At 59.3% G+C, this 21,186-nt stretch carries 22 protein-coding genes; 1 reads left to right on the forward strand and 21 read right to left on the reverse strand.

From position 1 onward, the window contains the following. Positions 1 to 13 precede the first annotated feature (13 nt). Complete coding sequence (locus HMPREF3227_RS11255; protein ID WP_066513121.1) at positions 14 to 502, reverse strand: tRNA adenosine deaminase-associated protein; 489 nt, start codon at positions 500 to 502, stop codon at positions 14 to 16. A 38-nt stretch (positions 503 to 540) separates the two neighbouring features. Between HMPREF3227_RS11255 and HMPREF3227_RS11260 the strand changes: the two genes are divergently transcribed. Beyond that, positions 541 to 1,557: a prephenate dehydrogenase gene (locus tag HMPREF3227_RS11260; RefSeq protein ID WP_066513124.1), complete on the forward strand. Its 1,017-nt coding sequence runs from the start codon at positions 541 to 543 to the stop codon at positions 1,555 to 1,557. A gap of 10 nt (positions 1,558 to 1,567) precedes the next feature. Here the strand turns inward: HMPREF3227_RS11260 and mgtE are convergent, their stop codons facing one another. The 20 genes from mgtE to HMPREF3227_RS11365 form a co-directional block, all read right to left on the reverse strand. Further along, positions 1,568 to 2,938, reverse strand: coding sequence for a magnesium transporter (mgtE, locus tag HMPREF3227_RS11265; protein ID WP_066485989.1), 1,371 nt, complete (start codon positions 2,936 to 2,938; stop codon positions 1,568 to 1,570). 57 nt (positions 2,939 to 2,995) lie between these two features. Further along, on the reverse strand, positions 2,996 to 3,184 hold the full coding sequence (locus tag HMPREF3227_RS11270) for a hypothetical protein (protein ID WP_066485986.1): 189 nt from the start codon (positions 3,182 to 3,184) through the stop codon (positions 2,996 to 2,998). A gap of 382 nt (positions 3,185 to 3,566) precedes the next feature. After that, positions 3,567 to 3,917: a hypothetical protein gene (locus HMPREF3227_RS11275; protein WP_066513129.1), complete on the reverse strand. Its 351-nt coding sequence runs from the start codon at positions 3,915 to 3,917 to the stop codon at positions 3,567 to 3,569. Positions 3,918 to 4,360: 443 nt separating this feature from the next. Beyond that, positions 4,361 to 4,660, reverse strand: a complete 300-nt coding sequence (locus HMPREF3227_RS11285; protein ID WP_369814883.1) for a holin — start codon at positions 4,658 to 4,660, stop codon at positions 4,361 to 4,363. Then, positions 4,608 to 5,456 (reverse strand): peptidoglycan recognition protein family protein, encoded by an 849-nt coding sequence (locus tag HMPREF3227_RS11290; RefSeq protein WP_082750351.1) that lies wholly within the window; start codon positions 5,454 to 5,456, stop codon positions 4,608 to 4,610. The genes HMPREF3227_RS11285 and HMPREF3227_RS11290 overlap by 53 nt, the downstream gene beginning before the upstream one ends. Positions 5,457 to 5,514: 58 nt before the next feature. Further along, on the reverse strand, positions 5,515 to 6,114 hold the full coding sequence (locus HMPREF3227_RS11295; protein WP_066513135.1) for a hypothetical protein: 600 nt from the start codon (positions 6,112 to 6,114) through the stop codon (positions 5,515 to 5,517). Positions 6,115 to 6,165: 51 nt separating this feature from the next. Further along, the gene (locus HMPREF3227_RS11300) at positions 6,166 to 6,516 is read right to left on the reverse strand and encodes a hypothetical protein (protein ID WP_066513137.1); all 351 of its coding nucleotides are present in this window, start codon (positions 6,514 to 6,516) and stop codon (positions 6,166 to 6,168) included. Between the two features lie 54 nt (positions 6,517 to 6,570). After that, the gene (locus HMPREF3227_RS11305; RefSeq protein ID WP_066513139.1) at positions 6,571 to 8,901 is read right to left on the reverse strand and encodes a hypothetical protein; all 2,331 of its coding nucleotides are present in this window, start codon (positions 8,899 to 8,901) and stop codon (positions 6,571 to 6,573) included. Next, positions 8,898 to 9,773: a hypothetical protein gene (locus HMPREF3227_RS11310; protein ID WP_066513143.1), complete on the reverse strand. Its 876-nt coding sequence runs from the start codon at positions 9,771 to 9,773 to the stop codon at positions 8,898 to 8,900. Before HMPREF3227_RS11310 ends, HMPREF3227_RS11305 begins: the two co-directional genes overlap by 4 nt. Beyond that, positions 9,764 to 10,519: a hypothetical protein gene (locus HMPREF3227_RS11315; protein ID WP_066513145.1), complete on the reverse strand. Its 756-nt coding sequence runs from the start codon at positions 10,517 to 10,519 to the stop codon at positions 9,764 to 9,766. The genes HMPREF3227_RS11310 and HMPREF3227_RS11315 overlap by 10 nt, the downstream gene beginning before the upstream one ends. Beyond that, positions 10,520 to 16,327 carry a tape measure protein gene (locus HMPREF3227_RS11320; RefSeq protein ID WP_066513147.1) on the reverse strand — a complete coding sequence of 1,936 codons (5,808 nt, stop codon included), beginning with the start codon at positions 16,325 to 16,327 and terminating at the stop codon, positions 10,520 to 10,522. It lies immediately after the preceding gene. Positions 16,328 to 16,342: 15 nt separating this feature from the next. After that, the gene (locus tag HMPREF3227_RS13390) at positions 16,343 to 17,005 is read right to left on the reverse strand and encodes a helix-turn-helix domain-containing protein (protein WP_141759160.1); all 663 of its coding nucleotides are present in this window, start codon (positions 17,003 to 17,005) and stop codon (positions 16,343 to 16,345) included. Beyond that, the gene (locus tag HMPREF3227_RS11330; RefSeq protein WP_066513150.1) at positions 16,972 to 17,241 is read right to left on the reverse strand and encodes a hypothetical protein; all 270 of its coding nucleotides are present in this window, start codon (positions 17,239 to 17,241) and stop codon (positions 16,972 to 16,974) included. The genes HMPREF3227_RS13390 and HMPREF3227_RS11330 overlap by 34 nt, the downstream gene beginning before the upstream one ends. A gap of 166 nt (positions 17,242 to 17,407) precedes the next feature. Then, positions 17,408 to 17,992, reverse strand: coding sequence for a phage tail tube protein (locus tag HMPREF3227_RS11335; RefSeq protein WP_066513152.1), 585 nt, complete (start codon positions 17,990 to 17,992; stop codon positions 17,408 to 17,410). 42 nt (positions 17,993 to 18,034) lie between these two features. Beyond that, a complete protein-coding gene (locus HMPREF3227_RS11340) occupies positions 18,035 to 18,394 on the reverse strand; it encodes a VOC family protein (RefSeq protein ID WP_066513154.1) in 360 nt (119 codons plus the stop codon). A 250-nt stretch (positions 18,395 to 18,644) separates the two neighbouring features. Beyond that, on the reverse strand, positions 18,645 to 18,815 hold the full coding sequence (locus HMPREF3227_RS13395) for a hypothetical protein (protein WP_156452995.1): 171 nt from the start codon (positions 18,813 to 18,815) through the stop codon (positions 18,645 to 18,647). Between the two features lie 3 nt (positions 18,816 to 18,818). Further along, entirely contained in the window at positions 18,819 to 19,127 is a 309-nt protein-coding gene (locus HMPREF3227_RS11350) for a hypothetical protein (protein WP_141759161.1), read from the reverse strand. Between the two features lie 26 nt (positions 19,128 to 19,153). Continuing rightward, positions 19,154 to 19,624 (reverse strand): hypothetical protein, encoded by a 471-nt coding sequence (locus HMPREF3227_RS11355; RefSeq protein ID WP_070710770.1) that lies wholly within the window; start codon positions 19,622 to 19,624, stop codon positions 19,154 to 19,156. A gap of 20 nt (positions 19,625 to 19,644) precedes the next feature. Then, entirely contained in the window at positions 19,645 to 20,586 is a 942-nt protein-coding gene (locus HMPREF3227_RS11360) for a phage major capsid protein (protein WP_066513161.1), read from the reverse strand. Positions 20,587 to 20,622: 36 nt separating this feature from the next. Further along, a complete protein-coding gene (locus HMPREF3227_RS11365; protein ID WP_066513163.1) occupies positions 20,623 to 21,123 on the reverse strand; it encodes a hypothetical protein in 501 nt (166 codons plus the stop codon). Positions 21,124 to 21,186: the final 63 nt, after the last annotated feature.

A 21,186-nucleotide genomic window follows, 5' to 3' on the forward strand; every position in this document is an offset into this window, starting at 1 on the left:
CGCGGCGGGGGTGCTAGAGATCGAGGGCATCTTCCAGCTCGTCGCCGAAGCCCAGCTCGCCCGCGATGCGCAGCAGCATGTCCGAGGGATAGTCCTCGTCATTGTCGATGATGGCCTCGATTTGATACTCGTCCATGCCGAGGTCGGCCAGGATGTCGAAGTCGCCGTCGCCGAAGGGGGCCGCGTCATCGAGGTCTTCCGGGGCAATATCGGGGATCTCAAGGTCGCGCAACTCCAGGAAACCTGCCGCGAAATCATCATCGACGGCCATGGTGGCATCGGAAAGCAACATGCGCACATCGCCCGGAACCGGGCGGACGATGACGAAGTAGTCATCGTCGACGCACAGCAGCGCAAACGCTGCGCCCTCGCTGCGCAGCGCACGCACTGCGGCGATGGACGTCTGGGGGTCTTCAAAATCATCCGCGAAGGAACGGACAACCCAGGCACCCTCGCTGCGCGCGACCGTCACGGCGAAGGAGAGCAATTCATCCTGACTCATACCTCGTCAGGTTAGTCGGGTTGTGCCATGATTGTCATGTGAATCCTTATACCGTCTCCCGCCCTGTCTGCATTATTGGCCTCGGCCTCATCGGCGGCTCGCTGCTGCGCGATCTGACCGCACGCGAACATGCCGTATTCGGCTATAACCACTCCACCTCCGGCGCCCGCCGCGCCGCTAAGCAGGGCTTTGACGTCACCAATGACCTGCCCGGCGTTCTCGCCCGCGCAGAGAAAGAAGGCGCACTCATCGTCCTCGCCGTGCCTTTCGAGGCCGTCGCCTCCGTCCTCGACGCCATCGTGGAGCACGCCCCTACGTGCGGCATCACGGACGTCGTGTCCGTGAAGACCCAGGTCTACGATCTGGTCAAGGAACGCGGCCTCGAGTCCCGTTACGTGGGCGGCCACCCCATGGCCGGCACCTCCCAGTCCGGCTGGGATAACTCGCAGCGCGGTCTCTTCGCCGGTGCGGCGTGGGCCGTGACCTATGACTACGCCCTGGAGGTGGAGAAGCTGCCTCAGTCCTGGATCGACCTCTTCGCCGACGTCGTGCGCCTCGCCGCCATGGCCAAGGCCGAGGCCATGCCGGTGCGGGTCGCCCCGCATGACGAAGCCGTCGCGCGCGTGAGCCACTTGCCGCACGTCATCGCCGAGTCCCTCGCCGTCGTCGGCGACCACGGCGGAATCCTCTCCCAGTCGCTGGCTGCCGGCTCCTTCAAGGACGCCACCCGCGTGGCGGGCACCCGACCGGAGCTCGTGCAGCAGATGTGTGAGACCAACTCCGCGGCCGTGGTCAAGGCGCTCGACGAGTTCCTGAACTACGTCACCGCCGCGCGCGACGCGCTGGCCTCGGACAACCCCACCATCGCGGACCTCGCGGAGGCTGGCTATGCCGCCCGCACCCGCCTCGAAGCGCGCACCGGCGCCCGCAAGGAGTCCGTCTCCCCCGTGAAGATTTCTTCCCGCCCCGTCCTGCGCCTGTCCCCCGGCTCCCACGGCTGGGTCTCCCAGCTGCGTCAGGCCGAGTCCATGGGTGGACGTATCGAGGTCTTCTAGCTCCCTGGCGTTAGATTCCCAACACGGACTTGGCAATGAGGAAGTAAATAATAAGGCCGGTCGCGTCGCAGAAAGTCGAGATAAACGGGTTGGAGAAGACTGCTGGGTCCGCTCCCACCTTCTTCGCGACCAGCGGCATGAGTCCGCCCACGGAGGCAGACATCGTGCACACCAAGAACAGCGTGGTTCCGATGACCGTGCCGATCTTCACGTCATAGACCAGGGTCGCAAGGATAAAGCCCACAGTGCCCAGCACGGCGCCAAGCACCATGCCAATACGCAACTCGCGCCACAACACGCCCCACAAGTCACGGTCGCGCACATCGCCCATCGCGAGAGCTCGCGTCACCGTGGTGGCAGCCTGATTGCCCGTATTGCCGCCGGTGCCGGTGAGCAGCGGAATAAACAAGGACAGCACCACCGCGGCTGCAAGTGCTTCCTCAAACATGGCCAGCACCTGCACGGTGAGCAGCGCGGAGACCGCCAACACCAGCAGCCAGACAATGCGCGACTTCACCAGCTTCATGAGCGGCGTAGACAGATACGGTTGATGCAGTGGATTCGTACCACCCGCACGCGCGGTGTCCTCGTTATCTGCTTCTTCCTGGATATCCATAGCGTCATCCCAGGCGAGCAGTCCCACCAGGCGCCCCGAGGCATCCACGATGGGCAGCGCCAGGAAGTCCAGCGGCAGGAACCAACGCGCGACCTCCTCCGCATCATCCGTGGCCGTCGCAAACACTGCCTCCCGCATGAGCTCACCTAGCGGGGTTGTATCCGGCGCCTGGAATACTTCACGGAAACTCACCACGCCCACCAGCCGGCGGTCCGCCTCCACGATGGGCAGCGTGTAGATCGTCTCCAAGTCCTGCGCGGTCTCTTTAAGTTGCGCCAGCGCTGCAGCCGCAGTCATCTCCGGATGCAGCGTGGGCACCTCCGGCGACATGCGGCGGCCCACTGAGCCCTTCTCATAGCCCAACACCACGCCCGTAATGTCACGGTCCGGTTTATTAAGCGAGCGCAACAGGCGGTCCGCAATTTCCACGGGCAGCTCATCGAGCAGCGCCACGCGGTCCTCGGGCTCAAGTGCATCGAAGTACTCGAAGACCTCGGCGTTGCCCAACTCATCGATAACGTCCGCCTGCTGGGCGAAGTCCATGGCGTCGAATACCTCGATGGCTTTGCGCCGCGGCAGCAGGCGCAGTACCAGCGCCGCGCGCACCGCATTGCAACGCTCCACAATAGCGATGACATCCCGAATGGGCAGACCCGTGGCCAAGGTCTTGAGCTCCTGTGCCTGACCGGGGTCGAGTTCATCCTCGCTGCGCAGCATAACCTCGAGCTTGTCTACGTTGTCGAGAACCTGCTGTTCGTTATTCATGCGCACCACCGTTTATCACCGCGAACTAATCGCCTTCACCTTACCCCGCGTTAGTAGTTAGTCACGAAAGTTATCATCACGCTTCTTGCGCGCGTAATTCTTCTGCCGGTCCTCGCGTCCTACGAGCGGCACGACAGCCAGCCCCACGACTATGCCTGCAAGCAGCCACCAGAACGTTCCCGTGGCAATCCACATAATGCCGCCCAGCACGGCGCCACCGATGAGGCCCGGGGTCCACTTGTTCATTGCTCGTCTCCTTCTGCCCGCCGGGCACGCCTGTTGGCTTTATCCTAATGCCCCATGCTTTTACCCGACGGCGCTGGGCCACCAGCATAAGACCCGTCATTATTGAACACGGCGGGCACTATCGGGCGCACTAGCCTCATTTTCAGCGTCACACTCCTGATAACGCGCCCGAAATATAAGCGCCCCTACCCCCACGCTGCAGCACGGGCGGATGGAACACGAAGAAACCCGCTAGCCTTGCGGCCAGCGGGTTTGTGCTGTGCGCCCGGAGGGATTCGAACCCCCAACCTTCTGATCCGTAGAAAGAACACAATGGGGATTGACCAGTACGTTCACAAGGCTTGTTCACACGTGGTTCACACTTCAAGGACGAAGTCGGAGCCTAGCCCTCGAAAACGTCCTCATGGATGTCTCGTGGTAGTTGGGCATCATCAACGGCCTTTGGGTGGCGATCAAAGATTCGCCGGAGAGCTAAGACGGCGCGCCAGTACTTTTGGGAGATAGCTTCTACCTTCTCTCTTAGCGTCCCGACCTCCTCCTTGAGCCCGTCAATCTCTTTTTGCTGCGCGTCCATGCGCTCCATGATCTTCTGCGAGAAGCTTTCCCACTGCGGCCCTACCTGCTCTACTTTCTTCGCGTCGACCTGTGCGCGGCCAGTTGCTTTAGCCGCGAGCCATGCGAAGAGTCCTGTCAGCAGGGCCGCGATGGCTCCACCGAGAAGGTTTGCAAGCATGTAGCTACTCCTTTCTCGGGTCTGCGCGTGCCCTTTCCGGAATCTCCTGGGGGACTAGCTCTGGCTCTCGTCGGCCGCGTGCAAAGCCCCAGAAGGCCAATCCGAATACTGACAGGTAGATGATTGATGTGACCCATCCTCGGCCCCCGTTCGTGACGAACGTGAAGGCCCAGAGGAAGTGCATTCCGACCATGGTTCCGACTGCAAGGGGCTGGCTCCGTCGCCAAGCAATGGCGACCAGGCATCCCGCCCCGGCTAGGACCCATACGACTCCCCATACCGGTGGCGGAGCAACCATCTCTAGCAAGTGAGCCGGAGACCGGTCAGGATTCACCAAAGGCGGAAAGTAGCTGATACCGCGCGCAGTGCCGAGTACACCAAGGATGAGCAGGCCCATCTCATCCGAGAGCAAGCGCCTTAGCACTCTGGCCTTCCAGCTTGGATCATTCCACGGGGCCATGTGATTCACCTGCTCTGTGCCGGCCAACATAAACCAAGCTGGCTGTCTCAGGAGTCGATACCTTGAGCGAGGCGAATGACGTGAGGATGGACGCCACTGTCGCGGTAGCTGCAAGCCCAAGGCCCTGCTTCCAATCCATCTCCCACACGGCCTGGTCCACCACTATCCAGGCGAGCAAGGTTTGAGCGAATGTTTTCGCAGCCCGCTCAAACAGGTCGAGCCAAAACTGTTTACTCCTCATTGTCCTCCCCCGGCAGCGCGCAGACCTCATGCTTCTCATCATGAGATTCAACGGCTTCAGCAAGCTGGTCAAGAGCCTCCTGCGTCTGGGAACCCTTCCCTCGATACTCCACATGCAGTTCCTCCACCTTGCGGTCAGTCTGCATGATGTACTCGGTTAACGGAGCCTTGAACTTGGAGCCCGTGACGCGGGACGGCTCCGGAGCGAAGAGCGCGTTGTGAATAGCGCGGGTCTTAACAAGCAGTTCCTTCTGCTCCTCGGCGGTAAGTGCCATGAGAAAATCCTCCTCTTTCTTGGGTGCCTGCACAGCAGGCTTTGTCATTTCGTCGTACCAATGCTGGGCACGCGCGATGTAGTGGTCGTGATATTTATGCCCCGGCCGCAAGTGGTAGGGGCATGCGGTGCGCCCGCCTGATTCGATGCTGTGGAAACGCACATTTACACCGGAGACCGGGCGGCCGAGGCCATAGAAGCGGCAAAGCGCAGCCACCAAGCGCGCCCCGGTCTCCAACGTCGTTTTTCCAATAGGCCAGTCGGCAGCGGCTCCGGCCTCGTTTGAGTGCTCGATGATGAGCGACTCTTGATTAGAGACAAGGTTCGCGTTGCCCCAGGCCGTATCCCTATCCCAAACGAGCTGTCCTACCTCGCCACTCGGGGAGATCGCGTAATGGCCGGACGCTGGCCTACTAAGCCACACGTTGTAGCACTCATCGGTGCCGCCAACCATGGCCATGTGGTGAATAGTGACATGCCGGATCTTCCTCCCGGCGCGCCCCGGCGTGAAGTGTCGGGGTATTAATCGGACACGGTCAGGGAGGACGTTGAGCCAATCTTTCACACCGTGTACCTCCTTCTTTATGAGCAAAGCCCTCTAGCGGGGCTAGAGGGCTGTTGGTTTAGGCTTTGGAAAAGAGACTGTGCGCTGCATTCGGTGGCCAATAGGCTGCCAGGGTGTGGGCTTTGCGCACCTTATAGATTTCGTCGTTGAACAATACGAACTGCCCGTCTTCAACCTGAATGCCATCAATGAACGGGAAGGGATTATCTCTGTCGCCTTGAGGGATGACCGCTCCGGATTCATCGGTGGCCGGCGCAGGAGGCAGGACCTCATGGGTAACATCCCGCCAAATCGTTGAATGCACACTCTCGGCCCCTGGTTCCCACGTGTTCAAATTCCCAGTTTCAGAAAGCCAGTACTTATCCGCGTGCTTCACAACGGCGCCCTGTCGGGAGGCCTTGAGGAAGTCCGAGCCGGGGTTCTTCCACGCTGGCACCTTGCCGGGGTCGGCTTTAGCGTCCTCTAAGGTGACGTGAGCGGAGACCAAATCCGGGGCGGTTTCCGCGAGACCAGCCACAATTTCAGCACGCGCTTTATCCTCGGCAGCGCGGGCGGGGCGCTCCCGGCGTTCGCGGGATACGGCGGCAGCGGCGTCCATCAGCCGGTCCTCGGGGATAGCGCGCAGGCCCTCCACCCAGGCATCAAAATCAAACGACATATAAAAACTCCTTGAGCAGTAAAGCCCCACCAAGGTGGGGCAGGGAATGATTTACAGGTTAAAGATGGCCGTGGGCAGTATCTTGAGGGTCCCGCGCAGCTTCGAGTCAGACACGGGAAAAGCGGACGCGCCCGTGATGGTGAGCATGTCGCCGTCCCTGGCACCCAGCGTGTAACGGATGGCCTTTTTGCCAGTGGCGAGCGTGCGCCGCGAGCCGTCCGAGGTGACGAGGACGAGAGCCATTTCCGTCTCGCCTTCCCACGTCACGTAAATATCGACCGGCCCGGCGACACCAATCGGAATATTCGTGCCGACCGCAGGGTCTGTGAGCGCCCAATCATCAGTGCGGACGAGCGTGTAGCCGCGAGGCATGAATTTTTCAAAATCAAGCGGGGTGGTCATATTTCTCCTTTCAGAATCAAAAAAGGCCGTATAGCCTCACGGCAATCGGCGAAACTAAATTTGTTCAGTCAGATTGACAGGGCGGGTATCCCCCCGGACAGGACGAATCCCCGTCACCTGATAACCGCCAACGCTCGCTGACGCGGGCAGCAGTGCACCCGCCGAATATGTTTTCCACGTCTTTCCATCATCAGGGGTTACCTGCACCGCACGGCTGGTGCGATACCCCTTCCCCCGAGGCCAGTACACAATCATCGTGCCCTCATGCATGAGACCAAGATTCACGCCACCTTGAATTGAATCCTCATACGGTGGTATCTCCCATCCACCGACGGCTTTCGGGATGAACACGAACTCCAAAGCCCGATTTGGCCACCACATATCCACGACGATGTGCACTTTATCGACGCCGTAATTCGCCACTTCCGGCGCAACAGTCATCTGTCGGTTCCCAGGCCCGGCACCATACGCGAAGAAATCAACACGTGAATTCCCTCCGAACGCGTCCACCATGCGCCCAATAACCTGAACGCGGCCTGCCCAGATACCTTTGAAATCTAATCGGAGTTTCCGCTGTGATTCAATCGGGGTCATCGTCATCAGCTCATTATCAGTGACGGTGGTCATGCTGTATTTGTCGAAGATTCGGGTACGGTGTACCTCTCCCCAAAAGATCGCATTCTGCTGAATAAGCAGCGTGTCCTCGAAAGCGGCCTGAGACTTTGCCAAGCTTCCTATGGCCTCATCACGCGCAGCAGATGTTTTTTGCAGGGCTTCCACGGAATCCGTCGCCGCATCGACCGCGATGTTTGTTTGTGCGATCGCATTGGCGTTTTCTTCCGAGGCCTGGGCTGCAGACATAGCGGCCTGCGCAGCCTGCGCGGCAGCCGCCGCGACGTAGCGAATCGCCTGGGCGAGGAGGCGCTGGGATTCTTCGAGGACATCAATCTGCTCTTGAAGCTTGCGGTCCGCTTCCGCAAGTTTTTCGTCCGCTTCCGCGAGCGCGGCGATAGCCTGCGAGTTGAGGTCAGCAGCGCGTAGAGCTTCCGCCGCCGCCTGGGATGCTTGCATCGCCGCTGCACCCGCCTGGGCAGCGGCCATAGCGGCGTATTTGATCGCTTCGCCATGGATTTCCAGTACTTCGCTATGCGTAGCCAGAATGTCATCATGGGCGGAAAGAACGGCCTGGTGCTTCGCGGCGACCTCACGCAGAACATCCGCGAGGCTTCGCCCCGTCCCGCCAGCGTTATCCAGCAGGGATTGCGCATCTTTGAGGGACTCCCGCGCCGCGTCCTGCAGCGGAGCCAGCTCTGCAAGCAGCGCCTGTGCCTCATCGACGAGCTGCTGCGACTCGGCAGCGTCGGCTGCGGCGGCATTGGCCGCGCGCTGGGCTGCCACTACATGCTGCTCGCCACGGGCTACTGAGGCGGCAGCTTGCTGCGCTGCCTTAGCTGCCTCGCCCGACAGGCGTGCGACCTCGGCGTGCGCCGCGACAACATCGTCGCGGAGTGGGTCTAGCTTGTCGAGCACCTCCTCCGCCTGGCGGGCGTACTCGATCGCGAGAGAGGCTGATGCTTGAGCCTGCGCTCCCTGCGCCGCCGCGGCGCCAGTGAGCTGACGGACAAGCTGCAGAATCGCGTTAGACGCATCGACAGCATCCCGCGCCTGCTGAATGCTGCCCTCAATATCCAGCCCCTCCACCATCGCTGCGACATCTCCAACAGCATCAATGGCTTCCTTGGCAGTGGCACTTGCAGAGTCAGCCGTGGTTTTCGCTGACGTAGCCACGCGGTGCACACCGGCTATCTCTCGGCGCTCCTGCCAGATGGTGCGCTCAAGCTCCTGATTGACACGACGGCGTTCAGCATCATCCGCGACTAGCTGGCCGCCAACCTTGACTGACCAGTCAATGACTGCCCCAGCCTGGGTGACAGCTTCAATCGCGGTAACCGGCAAACGCAGCGAATTGCCCCAGATGACCACATCGACCACGTCACCAACATCGAAGTCTTCACCTGGAACGAAACTCCCCAGACCATCCCGGGTGATATCCCGCTCTAATACCGCGTCTTCACTGGTCTGCGAAGCAGCCGCATCCAGCACCGTTTCCACCGTCGAGTAGCCCGTGTGTGGGATGAGAACGCCCTTGTCGTTGTACTCAGCAGCAGTGATATCTACATCGGCACGCACGAACCGGCGCCCCATTCGGCCAGAGTCTCCCGGCAGGCGAGAGATATAGCCGTGGGTACGGTCGTCGGCAAGCTGGGGGCGTTGTTGCTCAGGAACCGATTCTGGCCACTCAACGTTCCACGTTCCATACGCAATTGCCGCCAACCGACGCACCACTGTGAGCTCACCGTCAGTGGCGAGCAAACGAACCGTCATTTCGACACCTCCACCGTGACAAGCTGGATCGGAACAGTTGGCGACCAGGACGTGAATTCTTCTGGCTCACGGCTAACGCGCCTTCGCAGAGGCTGGTCACCGGGCCACCACAAATCAACGCTGATAGTCAGCCCGGCAGAATGCGCTGGAGCTGCGATAGTCTCCCAGATGGTGTCATCATTGGTACGGATTACCAGCCTGGGTGATGTGTCTTCACCCTTCGGGAAATCAACCACCATGTGTGGGCTATCCGCCCACCCCATTGCTGTGTTGACCGCATCCAAAGAATCCTGGATAAGGGTGCGCGCCGTGGCGGCGGCCGGCCCGTCGACGGTGTAGCCGTCAGCTGCCGTTCCCATCTCCACGCGCGCAAGCTCCCGAGTGGTGGTGTACTCCTGGCCCGACGCATCTGTTGTCCACTGCGTGAAAGAGGCGTTCTGCCACAGCAGCGGAATGGTGGGGCATGGCCACGCTGCCAGCGACTCAATGAGATCCACCCCGTGAATAGTCAACTGAGTTGGAGCGGTCTTACCAGTAGCCACGGTATGCGTAATCGTATAGGCCATGCGCATGCCAGCCCGCTGAACAACCAACAGCCTCGCCGCGGCACCAGCAATCTCTAACTCGCCAGTCTTATTGATCCCGGTATCTGGCCCAACAAGCTCGTCGATAAGCCGAGAGCCTTCCGGAACCTCAACTGCAACTTCGCACGATGCGGTTTCCCTGCGGGTCTCCGACGCTGACACATTTGCAATCGCAGTGATATCCATAATCGGCCAGCCATCCTCGTTGCAGATACCTACCCACTGCCCGCGCGTGGACACCGTGTAGTCGATACGCTTGCGAATCTCAGCAAAATCCTTTACGTCCATGGGGAAAGCACTCCTTCCGCCCATTCGATGGTTGCCCCAGCAGGGGCTGTAATCGTCGCTGTGGCGCCCACCGGGATACTCTCTGTCAACGATGGCAACGCCTTCGTCAACTTCTTGTCGATAGCGCCAGCGGCATCACGCACTACCTGTCCATCAGCTGGACCCATCGACACCACCCGCGGCGAATCTACTGCGGGCAACGCCACCCGAGCACCTGACGGCAAAGTCAATGACCCTGCCTTAGTCCAGGTGATGACCGGGGAAATAGGCACATCGCCAGAGTTAGCAATGCGCACTGTTCCCGCACCAGATTTCGGACGCAGCCACACCCCGCCATCAGCCACCAGAGACACCGCCACCTGACTCCCGGTCTTCATCTGAGTAACAGGTTGAGGCAGCGGGGCCGCCAACCTCACTGGAAGAACATGCAGCATCTCATCGACAGTCAACCGCAGCACCCCTGGTCGAATCGTCGACCAGGCCGCCGACAGCTTTGCCCACGATTGCTCATTAACCATGGCCAGTGTCAACGTGCCCGTCATCGCCTGCACCGTACGATCCGCTAAACGAAACACAGCGCCAGCAATCCCCGGCAGATTCACCACCGGGTCTTCGATAACTCCTACCAGCCCCTCGATTCCATCTGCGACCACAAAAGCGACTTCGTAGTCGCGCCAAGACGGACTAATGAGCGTCATCTTCACCCCAGACGGGGAGACATACTCCAGGTGTACCCGTTGGGCCATTTACATCACCACCTTTCTGTTCCCGGCCACCACCGCGGCGGACCGAGCTGGACGCTCCAACTTCCTAACGCGCACATCCAGCGCATCCTGCCCAGCGCTCACGGCCTCGAGCATGTCTTCTACTTCCTGAGGTGAGTACGCAGACTTTCCAGCAGGCAGCGCAATATTCACCACCGCCTGGGGCTTGGCCATGCCGTCTGCAGCATCCGACTGGAACTGCGCCAAGGCTGACAGCGCATCGCGCACCCCAGGATCAGACTCGCGCCAGTACTCAGCCCACGTCTTCTCCGACGCCTGCTGAGTCTTCAACTTGTCCAGCAACTCATCAATTGGTTCAAGCTTCTTAGCCTGATCAACCTCGAGTTTCTTCGCATCCAGGTTCTGCTTTGCAATATCCGCGGCATTCTTGGCATCAACAAGCTGCTCTTGCCACTTCGCCTTCTCTACCGCGCGTCCTGCATCACCGAGCCAGGAATTGCGAATCATCTCATCGACCTTGTCACCGGCGCCAAAGAATCCCATCGCCCCAGCCGCTGCCTGGATCCTCTCCAGCTCCTTCAACTGGCTAGCAGTCAGCGCCTTGAACTCGTTCATCTTTGCCAGTCCAGCGAGCTCCTCATCAATCTGCGCGATACGACGCTTCGATGCCGGCATGCTCGTAAACCAATTGACTGGATTCAACCAGGTCTTAACAGATGCCCGCTCAGCCTTCAGCTTCGCTTTCTCAGCCTGCAGCTGTGCATAGCGCTCACCGACCGTGGCCTGAACACTGTCATACCCAAACGACTTACCAGCAATCGCTGCAAACTTTGCCGCAGCAATATTCAAGCTCGTCGTCGCCGACTCTAAATTCAGAGCAGCCTTACGGTGCTCAAACAGCGCGGCAGTCACACTGCGCTGTGCCTCCAACTCCGCAATCTGCTTGCCAATCTGTGCAGCCTGCAGCTCAGCCCACAACGCATGCGACTCATCCGACCACTGCGCCATCGCACCCAAAGCCTCATCCACCCCGGCGCGCGTGGCCCACCGCCACCGGTCAAACGCTAAGGACAAGTCCTCGTAGTTCGACAAGGCGGCCTTCGCATCAGCCTTGCGCTGTGCATCAAATGCAGCCTGTGCCTGAGCTACCGTTTTGACTGCTTCGAGCTGGGTGCGCACGCCATCGACCTGGGCCATGCGCATGGCACGCGCTGCGGCCTGCATCTTGACCTGGGCCAAAGCTGCCTCAACCTGGCTTGTTAGCAACTGGTCGTGCAGCTTATCGGACATGTTGGCCAGCTCTGCTACTGCGGACATCATCGACGCGAAGGCATCGGCGACAGCTGCTTTAGCTTGCATCACTGCTCCAACGATCTTGTCGATGACCTTGATACCTGTTGCAGCTACCTCAATGGCCATTGCAATCTCAGCGTGGCCAGCGGCCTTAGCCGCAGCAGCCACCACTGAGCGCGCATCTGACAAGTCGGATTCGGCCTTGGCCAGGTTCTCTGCGGCTTGCAGAGCTTTCTCCGACTGCTTCTTTCCTGCCTTCTCCTGCTCAGCTGTGATGTCCTCGCGAACACGAGACAGTTTCAGCTCAGCCTTAGCGACCTTGTCTGAATCTACCTTGCCGTCCTTGCCAGGCTTCTTCGCTGCCTCGACTGCCTTCGTGGCGTCATCAAGACGGCGCTTTTGCTTGACGGTCAGCTCAGTATCCTCAGTCATAGCCTCGGCATATTCCCGGCGCGCATCCGCAAGGTTTTTCTCTGCTTGTTCGACAGCATCTGACGCATCGACTTGGGCGGCGAATGAGGATTCCATATCGTCCCAGGCGCTGACCGCGCCTTTGAACAGTCCGGTAATTCCGTCAAGGCCGAGTTTGTCGCCGAGGGCCAGGGCATCCTTGGCAGTGATGTTGGATAGTGCGGATTCGACGTTGTTCATGGCGCGGGCAGCCATGCCTTGTGCTTCGGCCGACATGCCGAGCTTGTTGGCGACATCAGCCATGACTCCGGGGATCTTGTCGAAGCTGCGTGTGTTGGAGGGGTTGAGCACGCGCTCTGGCTTGATGGTGGCCTTGGGCATAAAGCCCATGCCGCGGGCTAAGCCTCCGGAGTCGAAAGCGCCTTTGCGCCACCGGGCCAGGCTCGCGTTGCGCTTGCGTTCCTTAGTGACCTCGCTAGCAAGGTTCGAGGCTTCGCCCCAGTCGATGCTGCGTCCCGAGGTCAAGGTGATGCCTTCATTCGAGGTGGAGGCAACCTCTCCGGCGGCGATTTTGCTGGCGGCTTTAGCCGTTGCGGACTTTAGCGGGTGCCAGTAGTGGTCTGTGTATGGTCCGCTTGCAGTCCCTGCAGCGCCACCACCGATTTGTCCGTTTCCGCGGGCTCCTCCCATTTCGATGTTCAGGCTTCGGCCTGCGTTGTTGAACATGGTGCCGACTGCGTGTCCGCCACCGACGCCGCCGTTGTAGAAGGCGATCTCGTAAGCGTCCTTCTTTGGGCTACGCCCGCGGCGCCATCCAATGGAGGCCAGCTGTGAGGCTGCGTTCATCGTGGCCATGAATCGCCCGCGGGTAGCGGTCTTGCCTACCGTAAACAGTGCGCCTTGTCCCTGAGTAGACGAGCAGTCTCCCCAGTTCGAGCCGCCAAAGACGTACGGCGCGCCCTCGAGGCTGCGGGATGCCTGTTGACCGCGTACGCGCTGGCCCTTGAAGAATCGCAGCAGTTCGTCGTAACCGACGATGCCTCCGTCGGCGTAGCCTGGCAAGTTTGCGAACCCGCCAAGATCGCCCAGCTTCGGATTAACTCGATCAGCGTTGATTGCGGACAAGAGCGGCAAGTACTTCCTGGTTGAAGCACGGTTGACGATGTACTCACCTGGTTCGACTCGGGCGACAGGTTGTTTGCGCTCGGTCGACCAACCCAGAATAGGGTCACGCTTACTGCGGGGAATTCCGGGCACATTCGGTAGGACACCGCCACGAGCAAACGCCGGCACGATGCCGCCAATGTGTAATCCTGGAACGAACCTTTCCAAGTTATCAGGGATAACTGCGCGGACGGCGTTTTCCACCATGCCGGCGGCAGCACGGATACCATTTGCCAGACCGCGGATGATCGCCTTGCCGGCATCCAGTAGCCATGAACCAGCCCCAGCAAACGCAGACTTAATCTTGCCCGGCAGCTGGCGGAACCCGTTAGCAAGCTCATCAATCTTGCCCTTGACCGCGCTGACCATAGCTTGCACATGGCCCTTAAAAACATCGAAGAGGCCCCGGCAGATGTCCACGGCAGCGCGCACTGCAGCCTTGAGTATGTCCCAAGCCTGCTGGAAAACTCCCTGAACAAGGTTCATAATCGCCTGGCCGAGCTCACCAAACCGATTACCGATGTTGTCGAAGTTTCCGGTCAGAACATCCGCGACCAAACCTACTGCAGATTTCAGCAAGTCCCACGTCGGCTTGATGATGTTATTCCACGTGGACTGGATAATATCTGCCAGGAAATTCCAGGCAGCAGGGATAACCACCTGGAATATCGGGATGACAACGTCAGCGATCGCTTTCACGGCCTGGGCGAGGAAGTTGAACACCGGTTTGATCACGCCGTCCCACACCGCTTGGAGGGCCTGGCCTAGAAGCTCAAAGCCAATCTTGACCCCGTCCCACACCATAGAGAAGAATTCTCCAACAGCGGACAGCCCCGTCTTGATGGACTCCCAGTGCGTGACAAAGAAGTCCGCCAGAGACTGGACACCGACTTTGACCTTCTCCCACACAAGTTCAAGGAAGTCAGCCAGCAAGGCTGCAGCTGCCTTAAATGCCTCCCACACGGGTGCAATCCATGTCTGGTAGAACTGTCCGAAACCTGTGTTGAGTTCGGCCCACTTGTCCTTGATTACTTGGAAAGCTTGGATAAGGAAGTCTTTGACCACAAGGCCTACGTCCCGCATCTTAAACAGCACGCGCACGAACGCGGAGTCTTCCTCCACTCCAAACGCGGTCTGCAGAGCAGAGGTGAAGTTACCCTCGACGAACAAGGCTTTAAGCCCATTGAAGGCAGTGCCGATCCAGTCAAAGACCGGCTGCATCTTCTGCTTGACCCACTCCCACCCGGCAGCCAAAGCCTGGGTAAAGCTATCCCACATCTGTTTACCGGTCTCAGTCTTGGTAAAGAACCAAGTCAAGCCCGCAACGATTGCGGTAATGCCAGCAATAATCGCACCAACCGGGTTAGCCATCATCACTGCAGTCAAGCCTTTGAAAGCCCCCATGGCGATACGCGCGGCCTGAGACAGGCCACCGCCGACCACCGAGGCGACCTTAGAGATGCCGCCGGCGAACTTCGAGAAGCCCATCGAGCCTTTCGCCAACCCGCCGGTCATCTTGCCGATGGTCAAGCCAACCTTGGCAATGATTGGGGTGGCCGAGTTGGCTTTACCCATTAGTTCGACCAGTCCACCAGTTAGACCTTTTCCGGTCTTGAATGCGCCGCCCGCAATCTTTGCCGCACCAGTGAGGTTCTTTAAGCCACCGGCGAGCTTGCCCACGGGACCAACCACGCGGCTAGCAGCGTTAAACCCGAGGAACGCGGTAACCAGTGCTTGCACCATACCGGGGTGCTCAGCTGCTGCCGACGCGAGCTTGTCCAAAGCAGGAACCAGCACATTAGAAATCAGCGGCGCTATCGCGTTGAGGACGTCAACCAATGCCTGCCAGGTGGCCACACTCACCGTGGCCGAGAGTTTGCCGAAAGAGCCAAGTAGGTTCGACACTGAGGGCCACGCTTGAGCAGCAGCACCAGCAATCTTGCTGAAGCTATCCCCCAGCTTTGACCACAGTCCAGAATCAAGTCCATCAGTAACCAACCCGGCAATGAAGTCAGCGACTGCTCCAGCTGCTTTACCCGCAGCCGGGGCGAGCTTGCTTTCGATGACCCCGCCGAGCTTTTCCATCGCCGGGATCAATGCCTGCCCCAGCTTCTCTGAGGCTGGGGCAATAGCCTCACCGACGGCATCAAATGCTGTGCCCACCGACCCGAATAGAGCCGGTGCAGCCTTAAACACAGGGTCAAGCAGCTTCTGGCCCAGGCGGCCAGTAGAGGCCATCATGTTGTCAAAAGCACCCTTGAACGTCTCACCGGTCTTCTGCGCTGCACCACCAAGATGCTCTTCCATCGCAACTTGGAAGTCTTCGAAAGACACCTCGCCAGCAGAAACCTTCTCACGCATTTCCTCGATGGACACACCAAGGTGCTCTGCCAAAGCTGCACCGGCACCAGTGGCGCGGTCATCCAGCTGAGCCAGCGTCTCACCTGTGACCTTGCCAGCACCGGCAACCTTGGCCATGATCGAGGAAATATCATCCATGCCCGTGCCAGCCTGGGCGGCAATGTCTGCCGTCAACGTCATGGCACGATCCATGTCGTGGCCCGTGGCCACGCCAACTGCGCCCAGCTTCGCGGCTGAGCCCGCTGCCTCATCAAGGCCAAATGCTGTTCCCTTGACCGACTGAGACACCGAGTCCATCAGCGACGACACCTCAGAGGCGTCGTAGCCCAACCCGCGCATCTTCGCCTGCGCCTGGTCAAGAGAATCAAGGCGCTTAAAGCCTTTTGCCATAGAGGTTGCCAACACACCACCAGCGGCGGCGCCCACACCAACAGCACCTGCCTTAAGCGTCTTGCCCATCAGCGATGACATCTTGGATCCGATCATCTCTCCGGTCTTCGCCGCAGGTGCTTCCGCCTGCCCAAGAGCAGACTTAATACCCGGCGCGATTTTCGACGTCTCGGGGACAATCGATATCCAAGCATTTGCAATTTCTGGCATGGTGGGTGCCTCCTTCTAGGTGGTGCGGGCTGCGCGCACGATGCGCCCGATGGTGGATGCGGATACGCTGAACTCGGTCGCCAGTTGTGCGTAGGTGACACCGCCGGCTGTGTAGGCGGCAACAATGCGTTCATTACGAGAAGCGATATCTGCCGGGGTAGTTGGCTGGCTGGTGTCGTCGGAGGTGTTGGCCCATCCGAGCCACTCGTTGAGTTCATCGAGTGGGGTGGCCACGCCCCGGAATGTTCCTCCGGTGCCGTCCTTGTCCCACGGATCGCGGGTATCGGCAGCTGCCGTCTCCTTTTTGGAAGGCGCAGGTGCCGGCGTGGTGTCGGCGCTGTCGACGCCTGGGCGGGGAATCGGTTCAGGGCGTTTGCCCTTGCCGCCGCCTAGTTGCCATGAGATACCAGCCAAAAGGTCGACGATGCTTGCTTGTAGCTGTTCACTAATGCCCCACTCGCGGGCCTCTGGGGCAAGGTGGCGCACGACGGCTGAATCGCGCGGTGCCTGAGCAACGATGATGTAGACATCCCGCCAGGACAGTGTGCTAGTTCCCGCCTGGCCAAGACGAAGTCCTAGGCCAATGAGGTCATAGGACAGTGCTTGGCGCAGTGCGGGATCATTATCTAGCGCATCGAGGAGCGCTAGGATTCCCCCACCGTGGACTCCTCCATCCACTGGTCGAGGAACTTGAGATAGTCGCGCATACTCATCTCATCAATCTTGGCCATGGTGTCCTTGCCGATGTTGGCGTGCTCGAAGAGCACGTCATCGTCCAGTTTCTCAAAGCCGCCGGCTTCCTTCGCCAGCTTCTGAATCTTTTTCATTCCCTTGCGGTTGACTGCATCCAGGTAGTACGGGACGACGATGTCAACGTCGTCGCAGGTAGTGAAGTGGAACTTTTCCAAAGCCATGGGGAGACCTCGTTTCTATGAATGTGTGTTGAGCAAAACTAGGGGGAGACAAAACGGTTATGGCCCCGGGGCGTCTCCCCTTGTTCCCCGGGGTCATTTGATTAGCTGGTTTCTGCGCTGGGGCTATCTTCACCAGTGGGGCCACCGGTGGAAGATTCCTCAGCGGTTACGCTTTTGGGCGGTCAATGAACTGGTAGAACTTGTTGGACGCGTCGTCGGTGAAGCACTCAAGCTCCAGCTCGTACTTGATGACGTCGGACTTCACGAACGACACATCGCCGACACTGGTGACCTGGGCGTCTGGGGCGAAGAGGCGGATCTTGGAGTCCTCATCTCCCTTGATGTCGGCCTGCCAGGAGATGTGCGGCAGGTCGTCAGCGTTATCCACGGTCTTAATCTTGGCGCCCTCTTCGGAGATGGTGACGTTGTTCTTGCCGTAGATTGCCTTGAGCAGATCGGCGTTAGCTGCCTCCATCACGGTGAACTTGATGACCACGGAGTGCTCGGAGGTAATCACCTTCACGATGTCACCATTCCAGTCCTTAATCTTCTCCGCCGAGCGGTCAACGGTCTTGGTCACACCGTCCTCGGAGATGTAACCCACCGGCTTCTGCTGACCAATAGTCGGCGGGGTTGTCGCATCAGTAGGCACCTTCTCCGAGGTGACTACATCGCCGATGAGCATGCCACCAGAGGCCTTTACATCGGGAGCACCCACCAGAATGTTCTTACGGTTGCGCATATCAGCCATAATCTTTTGCCCTCCTTTAAGGCATAGAAAAAGGCCACCGGGCTATCCGATGGCCATGTACACAATCCCGGTGACTTGCCACCGGGCAACGTGCGGAATAACAGGGTCTGGTAACTCACTAGGCCCTGTAATCTCATCCACGCCGAAACACTTCGGGTGGACGCTCGGCGCATCCATCAGGCGCTCACGCACCCGAAACGCCATATCAAGCGCAGCCTCGCTTGTCGGCCCATAGACCTGGACGAAGACCTGCGCGCGCTGGTGAATCGGAGACAGCACCTGCGGTACTGACTGATCCACCCGCACAAACAACTCTGGACGATCAACTGGCACCTTGGTGACCACATCGCACTGCACGGCGTCGACAAGCACCGCCTGCACCACTTCAATCGGAGTCACCATAGCTACCACATCGCTTTCAGCAACGAGTTATGTCGAGCATTGTCAATGCGGGCCTTATAGGTGTGGGGGAACACCAACCCGCGGTACCGGGTCTTGCCTTCCCGAGCTGACCAGCCATAACCATCAGGCAGCTTGTCGGTGATGGCCTGCGCATGCTCATGGACCAATGACTTGACCCCGGGACTGTAGCGAATCTCGCGAAACCCGTCCACGTTCCACTTCTTAATCCGAATCCGCTTAGCCACAGCTATCACGCACCCGTCATCTCAAAGTGTGCCCACGCTCCCGGCGCGTACGCCGAATGCACCGCGGTTGCATCACGGTTCGCAAAGATGAGCAGAGTTCCGTTATCGAGTACCTCGCAGGCTGGCGCGTCGATTCTCACGGGTTCCTCAGCCAAAGGAGTATCCACAACAATCATGGGTTATCCACCTACTTTCTTTGCGTGCACAACCACCAGACCAGGTGACCACCACGGACCATGGTTGTAATCCTCGGCGTTTCCTTCGACCTGCCACACATTCCCATCCGGAAGCTTTACCGACGAGCCCGGCGCGAACGGTTCCGCGGCGTAGATATCGAGCTGGTCAACAGTGCGCAGCACAGAGTTTCCCCGAGACTCATCGACCTTGGTGACAGCCCAGCCAGCAACCTGCACCGGCCGGAATTTCCCTTGGTGTGGCACTTGGTTTCCAAATCGGTCAGTGACCATCTCTACCTCGGAGACCTCCACGGTGTGCCTCAACGGGATAAATGACATCACCACCACAGCCCTTCGTGTAGCGTGCCGCCACAATCCGGGCAGGGTGAATTCACTGACCCGACGAGGTAGAAGCATCCTTGGCAGCGTCGATCCATCTGCGGCAGAGTATCAATCGCGCCTGGGCCACTACGCCGGCTACTGCTGCACAAAGACTCGAGCTCTTTAATCTCTGATGGAAAGAACAACGACCGGCGAGTCTGACGGGTGTCAAAAGACACCGTTTGTCCAAACGGCCCGGCCGTATTCTGCTGGCTAGAGATAGCGCCCGATCCCGACTCCGCCCACCGAAGTACTGCTCCACGAATAATCGCGATAGCGGCATCAGCGAACTCGAAGTCATCATCATCAATGCAAGGGGCTACCCGGCGCGCCATGGCAAGGGCGTCCTTGATAAGGATGTTGACGACGTTGGCGTCGAGGTCCGTGTTGAATGCGAGGATGTCCTGGGCAGAGAGCGTAAGCGTCATGGCGTATCCTCCTCTACCTGTTAGCTAGTAGCACCGCTGGTGGTGGAGGCGACCTCGTACTTAACGAACGCGTCCAGGTCGAGGATGCCCCAGCCGAAGATGACCTCAGTCATAAACGCCACTGAGTTGCGGCGCTGCAGGTCACCATTGCCGAACGGATCGCCGTATTCAATGCGCTTAAGTCCAATATCAAGAGCGCGGCCAAAGCGCAGTGCTGTCCAATCGCCGCCGAAGCCACGGATGTTGGTGTCAGCAGAAGCGTCAACCTGACCGGACACGCTCCGAGAAACTCGCACGGACTGGCCAGAGTATGTGGCAACAGATCCACCCATTGGAATATCCGGGTTGGTACGACGGCCTTCCTTATCGCGGGCGTTGGCCAGCTGGCCAACCAGGCGGGGGTCAAGGGCGAAGCCGTTAAAGCCCAGTGGCTTATCCCCGCCAACTACTTGGTTGTATCCATCCCACAGTTCCTTGTCGACTTCCTCGGGCTTGCCGCTCAGTGCGACCTTCTTCGTGGTCTGGGCCAGGAACTCTGGGTTACCAGACAAAGGCTTACCATCGGAGGCCTGGCGGCCGTGCAACACAGCCAGGTCAATCTGTCGGGACAAGGAATCAGACAGTTCGGAAGAGATCATATCCAGCACGCCCGCCGGATTCTTGTGAACAGTCTCCATCGTGAACTCAAGGCCGACGACTGCCTTAATCGGCTTGATTGCCTTAGCCCCTACCTCAAGGGAGGAGTCCACCTTGTTCTGGCCTTCACCAATAATCGAGGCGGCTGGTCGCTTGGTGAGGACTGGCACCAGGTTCTCCCCCAGAATCACCGGGTGGGCCTTAGCCAGAGACGGAACAATTGCCTCCTCGGTCGCCAGCTTCCAAATTTCATCGGACACGCTCCGAGGCAGCAGGGACTGTCCGCCGTCGCCGCCCAGGAGGGTCTTTTCAGTCAAGGTAGCCATGTACGGCACCTTCCTTTCTGTCGAGTATGTGTGTTGTTAAATCCCCAGAATCTGGCGAGCAACCGCATCCTTGTCAGACACGCTCGCATCACGCCCAGCCGCATTAGACTCCGGCATCGCCTTCTTCTCAGGGAGTTGCGAATGCGCCCATGACACCAAAGCGTCTGCCGCTGCAGTTAAAGCCTCCTCATCCCCGCTATCAGGTAGAAGATCGGCGGGCACTCCGGTGGCAGCTGCCACCTTCGAGCGCACCGCCTGGGCCTGTGCAGCACGAGCTTGCGCCTCCAACTCGGAGATTCGCTCCTGAGCCTTTTCAAGGTCGCTCTTCTTCGACTCCTCGAGCTCACGCATCTTCTGCGCTAGCGGTTCAAGCTCTTTGGCCTGATTGCGGTACTTGGCCGCCTCCTTGCGCAGCTTTTCCACGTAAGCACGGTCAAAAGTCTCCGACGCGTCCCCACCAGCATTAGCTGCATTAGGGGCCTGTTCTTCCTTAGCCTCCTGGGCTTCGGTAACTTCGGCTAGCTTTTTGGCATTCATACTGTTCCTCCTGGGAATTCAAGTAAAAGGGCATAGAAAAACCCCAACCTGCCCACCAGGGAC

It is taken from the genome of Corynebacterium sp. CMW7794, assembly GCF_001563605.1.
In the GTDB taxonomy this organism is placed as follows: Bacteria; Actinomycetota; Actinomycetes; order Mycobacteriales; family Mycobacteriaceae; genus Corynebacterium; species Corynebacterium phoceense.